This window comes from Paenibacillus sp. JJ1722 (genome assembly GCF_048282685.1).
In the GTDB taxonomy this organism is placed as follows: Bacteria; Bacillota; Bacilli; order Paenibacillales; family Paenibacillaceae; genus Paenibacillus; species Paenibacillus polymyxa_B.
Genome location: NZ_CP182500.1, coordinates 2,467,575 through 2,484,053, shown reverse-complemented (window position 1 = coordinate 2,484,053; position 16,479 = coordinate 2,467,575). Strand labels below are relative to the sequence as shown.

The 16,479-nt window shown below is 47.2% G+C and carries 13 protein-coding genes; all 13 read right to left on the bottom strand.

Going from position 1 to position 16,479, the window contains the following annotated elements; genetic code table 11:
- Positions 1–42: 42 nt before the first annotated feature.
- The gene (locus ACM1ND_RS11315; RefSeq protein ID WP_023988373.1) at positions 43–540 is read right to left on the bottom strand and encodes an RDD family protein; all 498 of its coding nucleotides are present in this window, start codon (positions 538–540) and stop codon (positions 43–45) included.
- A 397-nt stretch (positions 541–937) separates the two neighbouring features.
- Entirely contained in the window at positions 938–2,074 is a 1,137-nt protein-coding gene (locus ACM1ND_RS11310; RefSeq protein ID WP_418027719.1) for a glycosyl hydrolase, read from the bottom strand.
- Between the two features lie 56 nt (positions 2,075–2,130).
- Positions 2,131–4,041: a hypothetical protein gene (locus tag ACM1ND_RS11305; protein ID WP_028542367.1), complete on the bottom strand. Its 1,911-nt coding sequence runs from the start codon at positions 4,039–4,041 to the stop codon at positions 2,131–2,133.
- 28 nt (positions 4,042–4,069) lie between these two features.
- Positions 4,070–5,974, bottom strand: a complete 1,905-nt coding sequence (locus tag ACM1ND_RS11300) for a heparinase II/III domain-containing protein (protein ID WP_028542368.1) — start codon at positions 5,972–5,974, stop codon at positions 4,070–4,072.
- Between the two features lie 206 nt (positions 5,975–6,180).
- Entirely contained in the window at positions 6,181–7,173 is a 993-nt protein-coding gene (locus ACM1ND_RS11295; protein ID WP_023988369.1) for a cation diffusion facilitator family transporter, read from the bottom strand.
- Positions 7,174–7,432: 259 nt separating this feature from the next.
- The gene (rpsN, locus tag ACM1ND_RS11290) at positions 7,433–7,702 is read right to left on the bottom strand and encodes a 30S ribosomal protein S14 (RefSeq protein WP_028542369.1); all 270 of its coding nucleotides are present in this window, start codon (positions 7,700–7,702) and stop codon (positions 7,433–7,435) included.
- Between the two features lie 262 nt (positions 7,703–7,964).
- Entirely contained in the window at positions 7,965–8,933 is a 969-nt protein-coding gene (locus ACM1ND_RS11285; RefSeq protein WP_028542370.1) for an ABC transporter ATP-binding protein, read from the bottom strand.
- A complete protein-coding gene (locus ACM1ND_RS11280) occupies positions 8,926–9,909 on the bottom strand; it encodes an ABC transporter ATP-binding protein (protein WP_418027716.1) in 984 nt (327 codons plus the stop codon). Before ACM1ND_RS11280 ends, ACM1ND_RS11285 begins: the two co-directional genes overlap by 8 nt.
- 13 nt (positions 9,910–9,922) lie before the next feature.
- Positions 9,923–10,849: an oligopeptide ABC transporter permease gene (opp4C, locus tag ACM1ND_RS11275; protein ID WP_023988365.1), complete on the bottom strand. Its 927-nt coding sequence runs from the start codon at positions 10,847–10,849 to the stop codon at positions 9,923–9,925.
- A 15-nt stretch (positions 10,850–10,864) separates the two neighbouring features.
- Positions 10,865–11,818 (bottom strand): ABC transporter permease, encoded by a 954-nt coding sequence (locus ACM1ND_RS11270; RefSeq protein ID WP_023988364.1) that lies wholly within the window; start codon positions 11,816–11,818, stop codon positions 10,865–10,867.
- A gap of 107 nt (positions 11,819–11,925) precedes the next feature.
- Complete coding sequence (locus ACM1ND_RS11265; protein WP_023988363.1) at positions 11,926–13,647, bottom strand: ABC transporter substrate-binding protein; 1,722 nt, start codon at positions 13,645–13,647, stop codon at positions 11,926–11,928.
- Between the two features lie 202 nt (positions 13,648–13,849).
- On the bottom strand, positions 13,850–14,785 hold the full coding sequence (locus ACM1ND_RS11260; RefSeq protein WP_023988362.1) for an ArsR family transcriptional regulator: 936 nt from the start codon (positions 14,783–14,785) through the stop codon (positions 13,850–13,852).
- Between the two features lie 250 nt (positions 14,786–15,035).
- The gene (locus ACM1ND_RS11255; protein WP_071558817.1) at positions 15,036–16,445 is read right to left on the bottom strand and encodes a discoidin domain-containing protein; all 1,410 of its coding nucleotides are present in this window, start codon (positions 16,443–16,445) and stop codon (positions 15,036–15,038) included.
- Between the last annotated feature and the right edge of the window lie 34 nt (positions 16,446–16,479).

Genomic DNA, 16,479 nt, shown 5'->3' with positions numbered 1-16,479 from the left:
ATCTTCTGCAACGGAAATTTCCTTAATTCATGATATTTGAAGCTACTGGAGTGAAGGACAATTGCTGCTCATGTGCTGCAACTCCTTTTTATTCACAACAAAGGTGTTGGTACAAAGATCGTGGAGTCCCTGTTTTTTGGCAGTAAAAGCAACCACAATATAAATAATATGAGCAATTACAAAAGAAATGGCTTTAATCCAATAACGTCCTGAGGCATGTAAGAATCCAAGACGCTTTCCTTCCTTGTCTACAACAATTAAAGAGAACACCAGCTTACCCGGTGTTGCTCTTACCTTCGATGATTCCCATAACACACAGTACAACCATGGCACTACGAGCCATAAGATCAGCGGCCACAACATAAGCAGTACTTGTATGAAACCCGTCTCCTTTATGCCCAGAAGATCTGGGATAATGTAAATTGCGCCCCCTACTAAAAGGACTATGGCAGTAAGGATGATCAGATCAATCACAAACGCTGCCGTTCTTATCCAAAATCCTCCGTATATTCTTTTTGTACAATCACTTGTTGCTGTCATGATATGTATAACTCCTTTTGCAAATGAGATTTAAAATCCAGTTTATTCCTTTACACAAAAAGATATCATACGGTTACCCACCTATATTGTCAATTTACGAGTAAATGCTCTTAAACAAGTAAAAGGACCTATTTCCATGCATCAAAATGAAATTTTTCATAGGAGTTAAGAGCTTATATCAATGATTTTTCTCTGATTGGGTACAAAATAAGCTCAGCCACAATCTCTTAACCCCCTATAAGTAGTACTTTGGCATCGAAATAAATCCAGCCTTTTCATGCATAAAAAAACAGCGTATATGTAAATGAAATTACACACACGCTGCTTCACAATTCATTCCGTAAATCTGACAAACGACCGTATGATTAAAATGAGTTCGTTCTTGCACGCTTATACACTATATTTTTTTGCATTCAATACTAAACAAACCTTCTTCTCCGCGCAGCTTTGCCAATGCCTCGACAAAGAAATAATCGCCATAGATAATGGGAACGTTGATGTATTTTTGCTCAGGATAATGTACAGTCCCGTTCATCAGCAATCCCTCATGCTCCTCGCCCCACGCTGTACATGTATGATGCAAGCCCTCGAGGATAGATGCTGCAGCTTCTGTAAAATGCTCTGCACGCGTCGAATATTTTGCCAGCTCCAGCAAACCACTGGCCGCAATTGCCGCCGCCGATGAATCCCATGCCCCGCGGTGCTCTTCTTCTGCTCTAAAATCCCACACAGGCAGGCAAGCATCGCCCAGCTGGGACAGGAAAAAGTCAGCCGTGTTCTCGGCCATCTTCAAATAACGCGAATCGCGCGTGTACCCATACGAAAGCGTAAAACCATACAAAGCCCAAGCCGTGCCACGTGCCCAGGCAGAACCGGGAGCAAATCCCTGTCCACCATGCTCGGCGACCTTTTTTCCAATCTCCGGATCGAATTCGATCACATGTGCGATAGAGCCATCCGAACGGACAAATTCACGTGCTACGGTATCTGCATGCTGCACAGCGAGAGCGGCAAAACGCGGATCTCCGCTTTCCTCCGAAGCCCAATAAAGCAGGGGTAGATTCATCATACTGTCTATAATCGCAACGCCCCGTGTATCCATGTCCTTCGAGGGGAAGTTCCACGCACGAATAAAACGGCCATTCACGTTAAAACGGGCAGCCAGCAGATTGGCAGCCAATAACCCACGTCTTCTGGACTCAGAATCTCCGTTCAATCGGTGGGCGGCCACGCCGCTGAGCAGCCAAATAAAGCCAAGATCATGGTCTACAGCTTCGCTATTATAGAGTATTTTTTCCAAACGACCCTCGCACCGCTGTGCAATCCCGGCAGCCACACTGTCAGGACGAGCCCGATTGGCTAGCCATAGCAGTCCCGGATAAAAGCCTGCTGTCCACCACGCTTCTTCACGATTATCATAACGTCCACCCTCTGCAACATGTGGAAAAGCGTCCCCCAGTCTTGCCGCCAAGGCAAGCGTTTTATCCAAAGCCAGCTCCCACGATTGCTCCAGCCACGCTTCTGCTTTCGTCATTTCTTTTTCCTCTCCTTTTTCCACATGTTAAACCATATTTATGGCTCCAGCTCTATCTATTCAGGTAACCGAATGATAAAGGAAATGCGATTACCTTCACATTCCAGACGCGCTCCCTTAAGTAAACCATTCCGACAGGCCACAGAAGCTAATTCTTCCGGCCAGACCACATTCGTTCCTTCCGTCGTCGGGATGACTTCAAGGCTTGCACCTGCGTATTCTACTCGAATGCTTTCCGTTTCTTTCCCAGCTGACATGACATGATGAATAACACTGCGCTCCCGACCGTCGTACGCCATTAGGGGAATAAGTGCCCCTACATTCTGAATATTGCCTTGAAGCTCATACGCCACTTCAATTTTGCCGGGTACCTGACGATAATGCGTTCGGATTTCCCTCACTCCCGGGAATGGGCCTTCCCACAGGAGTGTAAAATCCGTTGCTCCGTCAGACGCTGAGCTTTGTTCCATCTGTACGGTTCCTCCACCATCCTGCGGGTCAATCCCTCCATCCCGGTCGAACTCCAGCGTACCGGGAATGCCCTCCGACAAGCTGTGCCACTTTCCGTCCTCCGTTTGCCAGGCCGGGGTATAGCTCAACGGGAAAATATCTCCCTCCGCGAAGCCTGTAAAGCCGCGGTCTGCATGACCTGCTGAGGACGGACCGATCAGCGACGGCAGCGCAGACTGCTGAATACGCACGATGCCCGGAATATTGTACGGGTCGTTGACCGATGTTTGCACAAGCATTTGCTGCCCGTCTACGGCTGCAATGACAGTCTGGAACCAGCCATCCGTTGCCAACACCCGGCTGCCGATCTCCGCCGGGATGAAGGTTGGGGAAATGCGATCCATCTCCTCACCATGTAGAAGGGTGTGGGCCAGCACAGCCGCCGTCCACAGACTGTAGCAGGTATGATTCGAGTACACCTCAAAGCCATGCCGTGCCTCGGACGGATAATGGTTGCGGACGATATGCAGCTTGCCGTCATCCGTCTGCCAGCGGCTAATCGCTTGCCAGCATAGATCTGCTGCCCGTCGGAACGCACCTGCGAGCCCATGCTCTCCTGCTGTAAAAGCCTGCTGTGCATGTGTTGTAAAGACAAAGGCCGCCGCCGATTCGTTCCACTGATGCTGGGCGCTTCTTCCACGCGGCGGAATTTCCCCGTGCGGGGATAGCGCCAGTAATGTGCTGAGCGCCCCCTTGCGAAGGTGGTCACGCAGTTCGAGTGCGCAGCTGCCATCATATCCGTTCTCCAGCATCACGCCCAGATGAAAACGTGTAACGATATCGTAGGCAAATGGGCTATTGGGCCGATCCAACGGACCATCCTGATACAGGCCCAACCTGGTAAAACGAGGCAAATGGTAGCTGCGGATATACGTCTCCATCCATTCCGAATCGGCTGCAATTCCTTCCGTTGCACGCAAAAACTCGCCGGAAATCATAATCGCATTCCAGTTGATCATCCGGTTCGGATTTTTCATTTTGCTCATCGTAAAAATGTAGGTCTGCTCCGGCTGAATTCTGCTCAGTTGCTGCTTCCATGCCATGGCTTGTTCTGGCAGCAGATTTTTAAGGAGCCGATACGCTCCCATCATCATAATTGGAAAAAAGTCTGGGTGGTGATCTGGCGCTTTTTCCTCCACTACACAAGCTATGCTATGCGTCAAGGCCGCAGCAGCAGATTCCAGTAAATCATGCCGGCCTTCTTTGACCAACACCGCCGCAGCCAACGCATAGGAGGGGGTGGAGTAGTACCGTTCACTTTCAGAATGGGGGTCAATGATAGCTCCGGTTTCGTCCTGATGCAGGGCATATGCGCGAACCAGCTTTTCCAGCACAGCCAGCTTATGTTGGTGAGTCCAACCGTCATTCACTCGATTTGGCGCGCTTTCCACCTGTTCAATAAATCTCTCCAGCTCCGTCTGCCAAGGGTACACGCTGCCTGTCTGCAGCTTATTCATCCTGTCTGCCTCCCATTCAAAATGAAAATTAATGTATGGTAAAAAACAGATTACAATCTACGCTTGCAGAACCGTTCCATTGATTGGAGTCCAGTTGCAGCGATGTTTTATAAAACACAAAAGGAACTCCGTCATGATCTATGTGCTTCACAGCCTCCAACCCCGCCCGCAGCACGCTGGCATCATAATCTAACCTGACCCCTGCGTTCGCTCCCTTCCATTCCACGAAGCCTGCTCCCAGATTAGGCTGAATACGACTGATCAAAAGCTCCTCCACATCCCGTGACTTCATGCTCACGCCAGACGTTTCAAACTCAAAATGATCTGTGACGGTAAGCCTTGCCCCCTCGTTTCCCTCCAGCACATTCCATGTAAAGGAGCGGGTGAAGACTGCCAATTCTTCTACAGGATAAGCAGATGTCAAATCAAGCTTAAGCCTTGTGCCCGTCTGTACCTCCTCCTGCTCATCCAAAGCAATATCCAGCACAGCCGCCTTTGCCTGTGCGCCCGATTGCTGCATAGTCCCATTGATGACAGGCACGGAATGACCGCCGGAGGAGATATTAATAATCGACTCTCGTCCCGATGAAAAATAGGCTTTCGTGTACAAGCCTGCTCCCAGATCGCACAATATATTTTCGCCACCGCCATGAAGGATGAAATGTCCAAGATCGTTATGATTGTGCGGTTCATTGTTATGCCCAGCCTTCGCTGAAAATGCAAGCATGACACCTGGTTCACCCTTTTGGCTTTCGGGTCCACTATGGCTGGAACTGCAGCTGCGGCACATCAGCCAACCGAGTTGCGGCAAATAATTGGTAACGGTCTCACCGCTCCCGAATGCCAGAGGATTCGTCCAGACCAAGTTGCGCAATACATGAGCCCAGCGGCGACAGGGGTCTTCCAACAGACCAGGTACGCGGAAAGGGAGTGTAGATGGTCGTCCTTGCAAAGAATTCAAATGAGAAATGAGTCCGGAAGGCAATCGTTCCGTTTCACTACTGTCCGAATAATTAGCGAAAATGCCATCCGACAGATGAACCCGCTCTGCAAAGGCTGCGATTTGCCTAACCTTTTCCGAGTTCAGAATATCCACAGTTCCCTCGGTAAACTCACGCAGCATATCGGCAAAATAAGTGAAATAACCAAAGCCGTATACCCAGTAACCTACGCCTTCGGGACATCCCCCATCCTCTCTGTAGCCTGCCAAAAAACAATCCAGCGCGCCCAGCATACTCTCGATGGCTACCGCTCTGGAAAAGTCGTCTTCTACCAGCAGCAATGCTGCAATTCCGCAACCGGAAGCACATACTGCCGACCAATTATGATCTGCGGTTTCCCATCCAAAATGACGAGGCTTCCAAAAAACGGGTTCCAGCACACGACGTTCAATCTCTTCGTGCACCTGAGCGACCACATGGCTAGCCAGTTGTTCTCCTAGCAGCAATAAAATTTCAACCAGCGTTTGTGCTGTTTCGGACGCGAATAAATCCACCTGCTGCCAAGGCGGTGTTACTGTGTCCTCTTCATTGACATGTGCAGGAAGCGCCCATGTGTACTCGCTACATATGTCCAGCAGACCGCTTTCCACCTCTTTCATCTTTCGAGGCTCCGGCTTGACAACAGCTTCAAGCACTATAGCAACCAGTCGTCCACGCCGTTCAAAGTACACATCCTCATACGGCTTGCGCTCTCCTGTATTAGTAAATTCCCGAAACAGAGACAACGGCAGTTCAGGCCATGATGTTTCCCGATTATCTTTACAGACACGCACAATATCCATCCAAAGTTCGGCGTATATCGGCTCAGAGACAGTCGTCCGCAGCCTTTTTGTCCAATTACTCCTTAACCGTTGCCTTGCTGAATCCTGCATGCCGCCAGCCAGCGCCTTAACGAGCCGCGAAGCAGGCCAAGCCTTCCTCAGAAGACTCATTTGCATTTCCTCCCCATGAGAAGCATTTGTTTCACCTTCTTTTTTGTTAACGCTTTCATTGTATCTAACAATCATCCTAAATTCAAAGGGGTAGTAAAACAATTGAGAAAAAGTAAAAGAACCTCCATGCCCCGTTGCTGTGGTCATGGAAGCTCTTATTTTACACTATTGCCAATCCCCGTCCAGATTCGCTTTGATCATTTTTTCTAAACTGTGGGTTTCTCTTGTTTCCACTTTCTAATCCCGTCATCTTCCAGAATACCCAATGCTGCATCTGAGATATTAGGATCACGTAGCAAAGCGTCCTCGACTCTAAATTTAATATCGTCAGCATCTGCCAGCGTCATGCCCGGTGTAAGCTCAATCAACCCTTCCACGTGATAGTAGCGTCCCTCCTGTAAAATACGCATTTGATAAATATCCGTTACATGTGTATCTGCTAGAATAATGGAAGCCACACGTTCTTCGATATCAGGAGGAGCAGATACACCAATCAAGCCTACCATGTTGTCGTAACCGACCCGGAAAGCAACACCGACCATCAGACAACCGATGAGTATACTCGAAATTCCGTCCAGCAGTTTAAAATCTGTCAGCGATGTGACCACCACTGCTAGCAGAGCAAGTACTCCACCCGTTGTTGCTACCAAATCTTCATAAAACACCAGCCGGGTTGGCGGTGCAGCACGCCCCACATGGCGGAACGCAGTGGTGAAAATGCTTAGCCCCTTCGCTTCTACTCTGGATTCATGCAGCACTTCTTTCATCGCTTTGCTCCATACAAATCCGTCCACCACTAGTGACAAAATCAGCACTACTACATTAATCCAAAATCCATGTGTAGATTCAGCCGGATGCTGCAGCAAATGAATGCCTTCCAATGCGGTTTCATAGGCCATAATCGTTACAACAATAACGGCAACCATACAAAACAGGTTAATCACTCGTCCAAAGCCGGTAGGAAAGCGTTTTGTCGGTTTTTTCTCTGCCAGTACACTGCCCGCGAATACAAACATTTGATTCACTGCATCCGCAATGGAATGCATCATCGTAGCAAACATAGAGCCGCTGCCTGTCAAGGCAAAAGCAATCCCCTTAATCAGAGCAATGCCGGTATTACCTAACGCCGCCGAGCCCGAGGATTTGTTTCCTTTTTTGACCATACTCCAAAAGGAGTCCTCTCTCTGTTTCACTTCCATCTTGTAGCTCCTCCTGAGGTATACATAATCTGATATATCCACATTATGTAATCGTTTGTTATGTATATTTTTAACCCGTCCATATTCTACCTAACCATCTAAGGAGAATCAATACAAACGATAATATTTTCCATGGAAAAGGAATGCCCCATGTCCCCCTACGACATGAAGCATTCCCGTTACAACCTTCTATAAGACATATCCTCAGGTTAACAACACAGATAATCTCCATGCGCTAACGATCGACATAAGTGCCTGTTTACCAGCTTGATTTCGTAATTCCTGGAATTTGGCCTTTATGTGCCAACTCGCGGAACGCGATACGAGACAGCTTGAATTTGCGCAAGTATCCTCTAGGTCTGCCCGTCAGCTCACAACGGCTTTTCAGGCGGGTTGGAGATGAGTCACGCGGAAGCTTTTGCAAAGCTTCGTAGTCCCCTTTTGCTTTCAATTCACGTCTCAGGTCCGCATATTTAGCTACAATTTCCTGGCGTTTCTTCTCTTTTACGACTTTTGACTTCTTGGCCATGTAAAGCTCCTCCTTGTGATATATGCCAATCATGAAGGTTCACCATCACTACCGCGAGATTGATGAACACGGATATGGACATGATTTTATACCTTAAATAGTAATCATTACGATTACTATTTAATATAACGCTGCTCCAGGTGTGTTGTCAACCCAAGCTGTTTGAATCACGACATTAAAAAGCCGTTGAAACAGCAGCCCCCTTCACTCTTGTGAACGGTCTGCCGTTTCAACGGCTTTAAAATTTGCTGACTGACTTTGTTCATTCAGCCAAATGGCAAGCTACCCAGTGATCTGGACGAGCCTCACGATAGAGTGGAATCTCTTTGGAGCAACGGTCGATTGCAAAGGGGCAGCGAGTATGGAACTTGCAGCCCGAAGGCGGATTAACCGGACTTGGAATATCCCCCTTGAGCAAAATACGTTCTCTCTTCAGCTTCGGCACCGGAATAGGTACAGCCGACAGCAACGCCTTCGTATACGGATGCAACGGATTCCCGAATAGCTCGTCACGCGATGCCGTTTCGACCATGGAGCCTAAATACATCACGCCAATACGGGAACACAAATGTTCCACCACGCTCAAATCATGCGAGATGAACAAATATGTCAGACCCCGTTCGGCCTGCAATTTGGCGAATAGGTTAATAATCTGCGCCTGTATGGACACATCCAGCGCTGATACCGGCTCATCAGCGATAATTAGATCCGGCTGAAGCGCCAGCGCTCGGGCAATGCCGATCCGTTGGCGTTGACCTCCCGAAAATTCATGGGGAAAACGGTCGATATGATACTCTGACAATCCACATAGCTTGAGCACGTCCAGCACAATCTGCCGGACCTCCTCCTTCGTTGCTATACCGTGATCCAGTAGCGCCTCACCAATGGCATCACCAATCCGTACACGCGGATTCAGCGAGCTATATGGGTCTTGAAAGATCAGCTGAATTTTGGGACGAAGTTCCTGCATCCCTTTGTCAGACAAGCTGTGCAGATCCACCCCTTTGTATTTTACGGTACCGTCCGTTTTATCCGTCAATCTAACAATCGTGCGGCCCACCGTGCTTTTACCGCTCCCCGATTCCCCTACCAATCCGAAGGTTTCACCCTGACGGATCGTAAAGCTGATATCGTCTACCGCCCGCACATGTCCTGAAGTACGGTTCATAAACCCGGACTTCACCGGAAAGTACGTTTTTAAGCGGTCTATTTCCAACAACGGCTCAGCCATGAACAACCGCCTCCTCATATAACCAGCAGGATGCTTTCTGCTGAGCTGAAACTTCTTTTAATGTAGGCTCCTTTACACGACAAATGTCCATGCACTGCCCACAGCGGTCATGAAAATAACAGGAAGTCGTCAGCTCCAGCGGATTAGGTACCTGCCCGGGAATGGAATACAGTTCCTCTTGGCGCTGGTTAAGCACCGGTTTGGATTTTAGTAACCCTCGTGTATAAGGATGCTTGGGATGATTAAACAGCTGTACCACTTCGCCTTCCTCGACGATCTTGCCTGCATACATCACAATGACGTAATCGGCCATTTCAGCGACAACACCCAGATCATGGGTGATTAGCATGAGCGACATATTGGATTGGGCTTTAAATTCACGCAGCATATCGAGGATTTGCGCCTGAATCGTTACATCCAGAGCGGTGGTTGGCTCATCCGCGATAAGCAGCTTGGGACCACAAGAAACAGCAATTGCAATCATAATTCGCTGCAGCATCCCCCCGCTCAGCTCATGCGGATAACTTTTTAAAATCTGCTCCGGCCGGGATATACCGACCTGTTCGATCAGCTCCAGTGCTCGCTTACGAGCTTCCTTACGGCCCATTTTCAAATGCTCAATCAGTGGTTCGGATAGCTGTTCACCAATGGTCATGACCGGATTCAATGAAGACATCGGCTCCTGAAAGATCATGGATATTTCATGTCCGCGAATCGTGCGCATCTCATTTCTGCTAAGCTCTATCAGATCGGTTTCCTCAAAGCGGATGCTTCCGCCTGCCACTTTACCACCGGGACTCTGGATCAGCCCCATGATGGACATCGCAGTAATACTTTTGCCGCATCCCGATTCACCGACAATGCATACCGTTTCCCCTGGCTTCACACGGAAGCTGATATCATCCACCGCTTTAACCGTTCCTTCTTCTGTATAAAAATGAGTGCTTAAATGTTCAATAGAAAGTAAATTGTCCATGGTGTATGATCACCTACCTCTTATGTTTCGGGTCAAGTACATCCCTCAGCCCGTCACCAAAAATATTAATAGCGATGACTGTAGCAAAAATAGACAGTCCTGGCGGTATCCACAACCACGGACGTTGCTGAAAATCCAGTACATTGTTAGCGGCATCAATCATGTTGCCCCAAGTCGGTGTTGTGGGCAGCACGCCAAGGCCAAAGAAGCTGAGCACAGATTCACTCAGGATGGCTCCGCCAATATTCAATGTAGCGATAACGATCAACAACGGTAAAATATTCGGCAGCAGATGCTTGAACAGCTTTCGACGATTCGAGAGTCCCAGTACCGTCGCGGCTTGCATAAATTCACGTTCCCGCAAACTAAGCATCTGGCCCCTCACCATCCGTGCAATCCCCGGCCAGTTGACCAGACTAAGCATCAGCATGACAATATACATCCGTTGATCGGGTGGAACCTTCCAGTCAGATAGCAGCGCGCCCATAATAAATAGCAGGGGCAAACTGGGAATCGTCAGCAGCAAATCAGCAACGCGCATAATAATCTGATCCGCAATCCCGCGAAAATATGCGGATATGACCCCCAGCGTAGCCCCCAAAAAGACTGACAATACCATTGAAGCCAAACCCACGGTAAGAGAAATTTGACCTGCTTGCATCACACGTGTCAACACATCCCGCCCCAGCTTGTCTGTTCCTAACCAGTGATGGATATTTGGCGCCTTGTTCATCATTAATATATTTGTTTTATTATCGGAATAAGGAGAAAATAGCGGACCGATAAAACAGAGCAAAAACATAAATACCACGACAAGCAGACCAGCCATAGCAAGCTTGTTTCTGAACAGCTGCCGGAGCGCTTGCTGCCACATTGAAGATTTAACAGTTGTTCGCAGTCTGCCGCTGCTCTTGCTCAAATTACTGCTCACGGATGACATTCCTTAGCCCCCTTCTTACACTTTCACACGCGGGTCCGCGATGCGATACAAAATATCGGACAACAGTGTTCCGATAACGCTCAATATGGCAATTAGCATCGTAAAGCCCATAAGTAGTGGATAATCCCGGAGCGAAAAGGATTGCATGTACAACTGACCGATTCCTGGCCAATTAAAAATCTTTTCAATAATCAGGGACCCGCCAAACAGCGCAGGTAATTCGAAGCCAACGAGCGTAATGGCAGGCAGCAATGCATTTCTCAATGCGTGCGTAAAAAGTACCTTTCTTTCCTTTAAGCCCTTTGCACGGGCTGTGCGTATATAATCCTGCTGGATCACGTCGATCATATTGCTACGGAAGTAGCGGGTCAACGACCCCAGTCCCAGCAACGTCATAACGATCACTGGCAAGGTCATATGCTGGAGAACCTCCTTCACATACTCCATACCTGTAGCGTTACTCCCCGTATTAAGCATGCCACCGGGTGGCAACCACTTCAGGTCAACTGCTGCGATTTTAATCAGATACAACCCGATAAAAAATGAGGGCACAGACATGGCAGCGAAAATCACCACCATTACCAGAGTATCAAACCATGAATACTGCTTATAAGCAGCAACCACACCGATAATGACCGCGATAAACCAGGTCAGGAAGGTCGATACAACGGCCAGCAAAAACGAGTTCCAGATATACTCATTAAATAAGGTCAGCACCGGCTTTTGCTGGGCAAGCGAATAACCAAAATTTCCATGCAGCGCATTGCCCAGCCAATTTCCATAGCGTTCAAGAATAGGCTTATTCAGGCCGTAAATTTCCCTCAGCTCCGCCTTTCTCTCTGGCGACAGCTTCAGATTGCCGCTAATGAAATCTCCCGGTGTCATGGCATACAGGAAAAAAATCATCATCGAAGCGGCCAACAAAATAATAACCATATACGTCAGTCTTTTCGTTAAAAACGAGCTCATGACAGACTCCTTTCAATTCAAGGTCAGGCTACTCATTACGTTTCCCCTATTTGGGAGGCCCCTTGATCCGAACCTGATGTTCTTCACAAGGGGCCCGCAAATGTGGCTTATTTAAGGGACCATTCGAACAGATTACCAGACAAGCCAATGAACGGACTGACCTTTACATGTTCCATCCGACCATTGTAGGCATACACCGTCTTCTTATAGTTGGTAAAAATTACGGGCAATTCATCGTTTAGCAGCACATATAATTCTTGATATATTTTCTTGCGTTCTTCCATATTCGTCGTAGACAAGCCTTTTTCATACAGCTCTTTTACCTTTGGATTGTTATATCCCTTGACTTCTCCATTGACGAATTGCTCGATTCCATCTGATGGATCTGTCAGCATGCCTGTCGAAAAGGCGGCAAGATCATAATCCTTACCTTCTACTTTGGCGACCATTGCATTAAAGTCTGCAAAGATTTCCGGCTGTAGGTCAACACCAATCGCTTTGTAATTTTCAGCCGCAAGCGCAATAAAGGTATCTGTTTCTGGACGTTTAGAGGTCAGCAGGTGAATGGTCAGCTTCTGACCGTTTTTCTCACGGATGCCATCACTACCTTCTGCCCAGCCCGCTTCATCCAGCAGCTTTTTCGCTTGCTCTGGGTCGTAGTTATATGGATTGATTCCATCGGTCGTGTAAGACCAGAATATTGGGGAAGCTGGAATGTTTGCGACCGCCCCTGCTCCCTGAGCTGCGTCGACATAAATGCTTTTCCGATCCAGTCCATAGGTCAATGCTTGACGAACCTTTTTATCCTTAAGCTTTTCATTTTCAAGATTTACTTGCAAATATCCGTAAGTGCTAGGGGTATACGGCAAAATGTTTAAAAAGCCAAGCCCTTTTAGTTTGTCTATATTTTCCTGAGTTGCGGTGAATTGAGCAAAATCGGTATCGCCTGTTTCTATGAATTGCCAAGCGTCGCCTTCTGCTGTTTTGTAAATGAAATGCTGTGTTTTCGGTTTGCCTTTGAAAAAGTGATCATTCGCCTCCAGACGAACTTCTTGCCCTGGAATGAACTTTTCCAACTTATAAGCCCCATTTCCCAGAGGGCTACTATGTAAATTTTTAAAATAATCCAGCTGTCCGAACTTGTAATCCTTGCCGTAGTAGGCTTTGGACAGTACATAGTCACCCAGAATCGGCAGAGCCAGCGCGTTTGGTTTTTCTAACGTCGCAGAAATGGTCTGCGCATCAATCACCTTGATTCCTTCAATTTGTTTTGCCTTGCCTTCCGTATAGTCTTTGCCGCCTTTAATGTTCAGCTTTCGGATTTGGCTGTCACCAGGATAGGCTTTGTCATAGATCAACGTCCAGGTAAAAGCGACATCCTCTGCTGTCAAAGGAGAGCCATCACTGAATTTTGTACCGGGAACCAGATGAAACGTGTACGTTAGATTATCCTTAGAAATATCCCAGCTCTTAGCCAGATTGGGCAGCGGAAGCCCCTTCTCGTCTACCGTGACCAGCGGAGTCCACAACTGCGAAATCACGTTGCCGTCATAGCCGCTTTGGTTAAAATACGGAGTAAACACCCCGGCTGGGTCAGTCAGACCAACAATAATCGTGTCGCTTCTCTTTTTGGACACTTCCGGCAATTTGGATAAATCAGAAGCTTGTACCAGACTTGTTAATGGCTGCGCTGTAGCGGCTGTCTGTGCGGCATCACTATTTTGCGAAGTAGCATCGCTAGTGCTATCTGATCCACCACTAGAGCAAGCTGCTAATAAGGTAGAACTTGCCAGAAGTAGACTGCTGAGTAGAATAATTCCCTTTTTCAAAATAATCCCCCCGAGTTAATTTAGTAAATTCCGATCGAACAAGTTGTAATTAATAAGATAAATCTCATTATAGGAATCTATTCCGGTTCTGTAAAGAGAGAACTCCATTTTTTATGTAAAAAAATAGACGTCATCTCATCTGGATTCCAAATGATCGACGTCTATTTGTTTAAAGTGTTAAAGTCTAACTGGTGAGTGCAGCCTAATTTCGCTCCATATAGCCCAGGATGCTCCGATGCATTTCATCCACAGCCGAAAGCCGTGCGCTATAGCCGAGCAATGTTTCACCATCAAAATGTGCATGGATGAAGCCAGAGGCCCGGAGCTTAAAAATATGGTCGTGGGTGATTCCCTTGGACAGCTTGAGATGACGGACAATCTCAATAAAGGTTCGTGGAGACTGGCTTTGGTACAAATATTTTAAAATCTTAAGCCTGCTCTTCTCCCCCAAACTTCGGATCATTCGATATTCCTGTGGGGATAAAAAATCGTCCTCCTGAACATAAATCCCTGCCGAATAATGGCACAACAGGAGCGACCCAAATCGATAAATGATATTAATCGGCTGAAAATGGTATTGAGGCACCAGCAACACCCGTGTCAGCCCTTCGGAAGGCTCGAACCGGAAGCCATTAGTGGTACGATCCACCCACTCCATAGAGCTATGTAAGCCCTTCTCCTTATTTCTCCGTTCAGCTTCCTGTTCCAGACCGCTTAGAATACTTGTATCCACATGGCGAAAATACTCCTCGTCCCAGCCAGATAGCAGTTGCAAAGCAAGTTTACGAAGCTTCTCCATATCGTCAGGCAGCGGGACCCCAAAGGCTGATGCCTGTTCATTTAATTCCTGTACAGCCCGGTTCTCCAGACGGTCTACGACCTCTTCAACGTTCCCCTGATCAGAAAGCATACAGACGAGTCCATAAATAACCTTCCAATCTGCATTGATTTCCATGGACTCCAGCAATTTGGACAAACCTGGAGACAGCGTTCTACGCACTTGCTCCGCCCACCCGGCTGATAAATCGGTCTTCTTGTAAGCCTTGCGGCAAATAAAGGTGTGTAAGCTGCTGAGCAGCTCAAACACCGGTCCATATGCTACATGTACATCGTAAGGAGCATTCACGTCGTGACTCATCGCTTTCTGTCCTCTTTTCTTTCATGTCTGATGTCCATTATACATACTATCGTACACCCGTTCATTCTTAGTGATCCATTCATACGAGAATTTAGCAAAACACAGATACAAATATGAAGGAAACAAGCATCATAATCAAGACGAAAAAAAAGCCTGATCTCATCAGACTCTAACTGTTCAGCTATGAATTAAAAAAGGTTGTCTCCCACAAATATCGCAGGAGACAACCTTTGGACAAATAATATGATGCTTAAAGTTTGTTAGCTGCTACTTTCCACTCTAATATTCCTGTGGATACTGAACCTTTGGATACCATTTCAATTCTTAATTTCGTTGTTTTTACAGGCGTAAAAGTGGTCGTATTATACTGGTCTGCCGAAGTACCCAATCCATTAGCCTGCTTGACATTGGACCAGCTACGACCATTCCAATACTTAATCTTGTAAGATTTAGGAACATCAACGCCAGCGCCATCTTTGAACCAATAGACATCCGTTTGGGATATCGTATATTCTTGATCAAAATCATATTGGACCCATTGTGTACCCGTCTCAGGCCAGTTACCATACACAGCATGACTTCTATCGTTGGAATTGGCAGGTTCAAATCCATCGTTTAGCGCGCTTACATTTTCCCAAGATGAAGTATAAGAGCTGCTAGCCGTTGCCGCAGGTGCTATGTTCACGATTTCATCAGGATCTGTTTCAATTGGGCCCTCGTCGTCTTTAGTCGTGATTGGGAAACGAGCCGTATCCTTCTTGATTTGACTCCAGGTATAACGCAGCATCCAAACATCCCAGTCGGTGATATGATCGGAATTGCCGGCCCACATAATGGTGTTCGTTGGGAATCCACCTGGTGGACGCTCATGTTCTTCATAAAAATCAGTTAAGCCAAATCCATGCCCAATTTCATGTTCCGTGATTTCAATCTCATCCGAGTTTAAAGTGCTAAAAAGGTAATCATCATTCACACGTTGGCCCCAATCCTGACCGGTTCCTCCTACAAAATTTTCGGTTACCCACAAATACATATCAAAGTGTTTATCATATCCACCCGGATACGAATAGTATGGGTCCCAATAGTGCTCATATCTGGACAAGGCTGCCGGCGCAACCGGGAGTACAGCGGGAATTTCAGGTTTTTCGGAAGCTAACTCATCTGTAGTCGTATCCGTATAAACGACCTCGTCAGGTTGCTTGTCCAGTAATAGTGAAGGATCAGCAACAGCCCACCCTACTACTTTTACTTTAATATCTTGATAGGGCCAGCCATCATATCCTTTGAGATGCTCCGTCCAATGATTCATCTGGCGACCTAGCATTCTAGCAATATCTTGGCGTTGTTGCAGTGTAACGGGCTTAGAAGATTGCCAGCGCACAACGTAATTGAGTGACCCTTTTCCCGCATCAATTTGATCAAAAATCGTGTTGTTACGAGCAGTCGAGCCTTCAGTCAACATTCTATTCTTCCAAACCCATTCCACTGAGGATTTGAGATAGGACGGCATATCAGCCAATGTCGAATCACCTGTTGCCGCAACCACAGAACTCACGTTTAGATGAGAATCCGCTGATACAAAACTAGCGTTTCCCATCAGTAATGAACTAGCAATGGCTACTGAAAAAGAAGCCGCCATCATTCCTTTTTTCTTCAACATTCGTCGTTTCCCTCCATCTCATTTCAAGAGATTA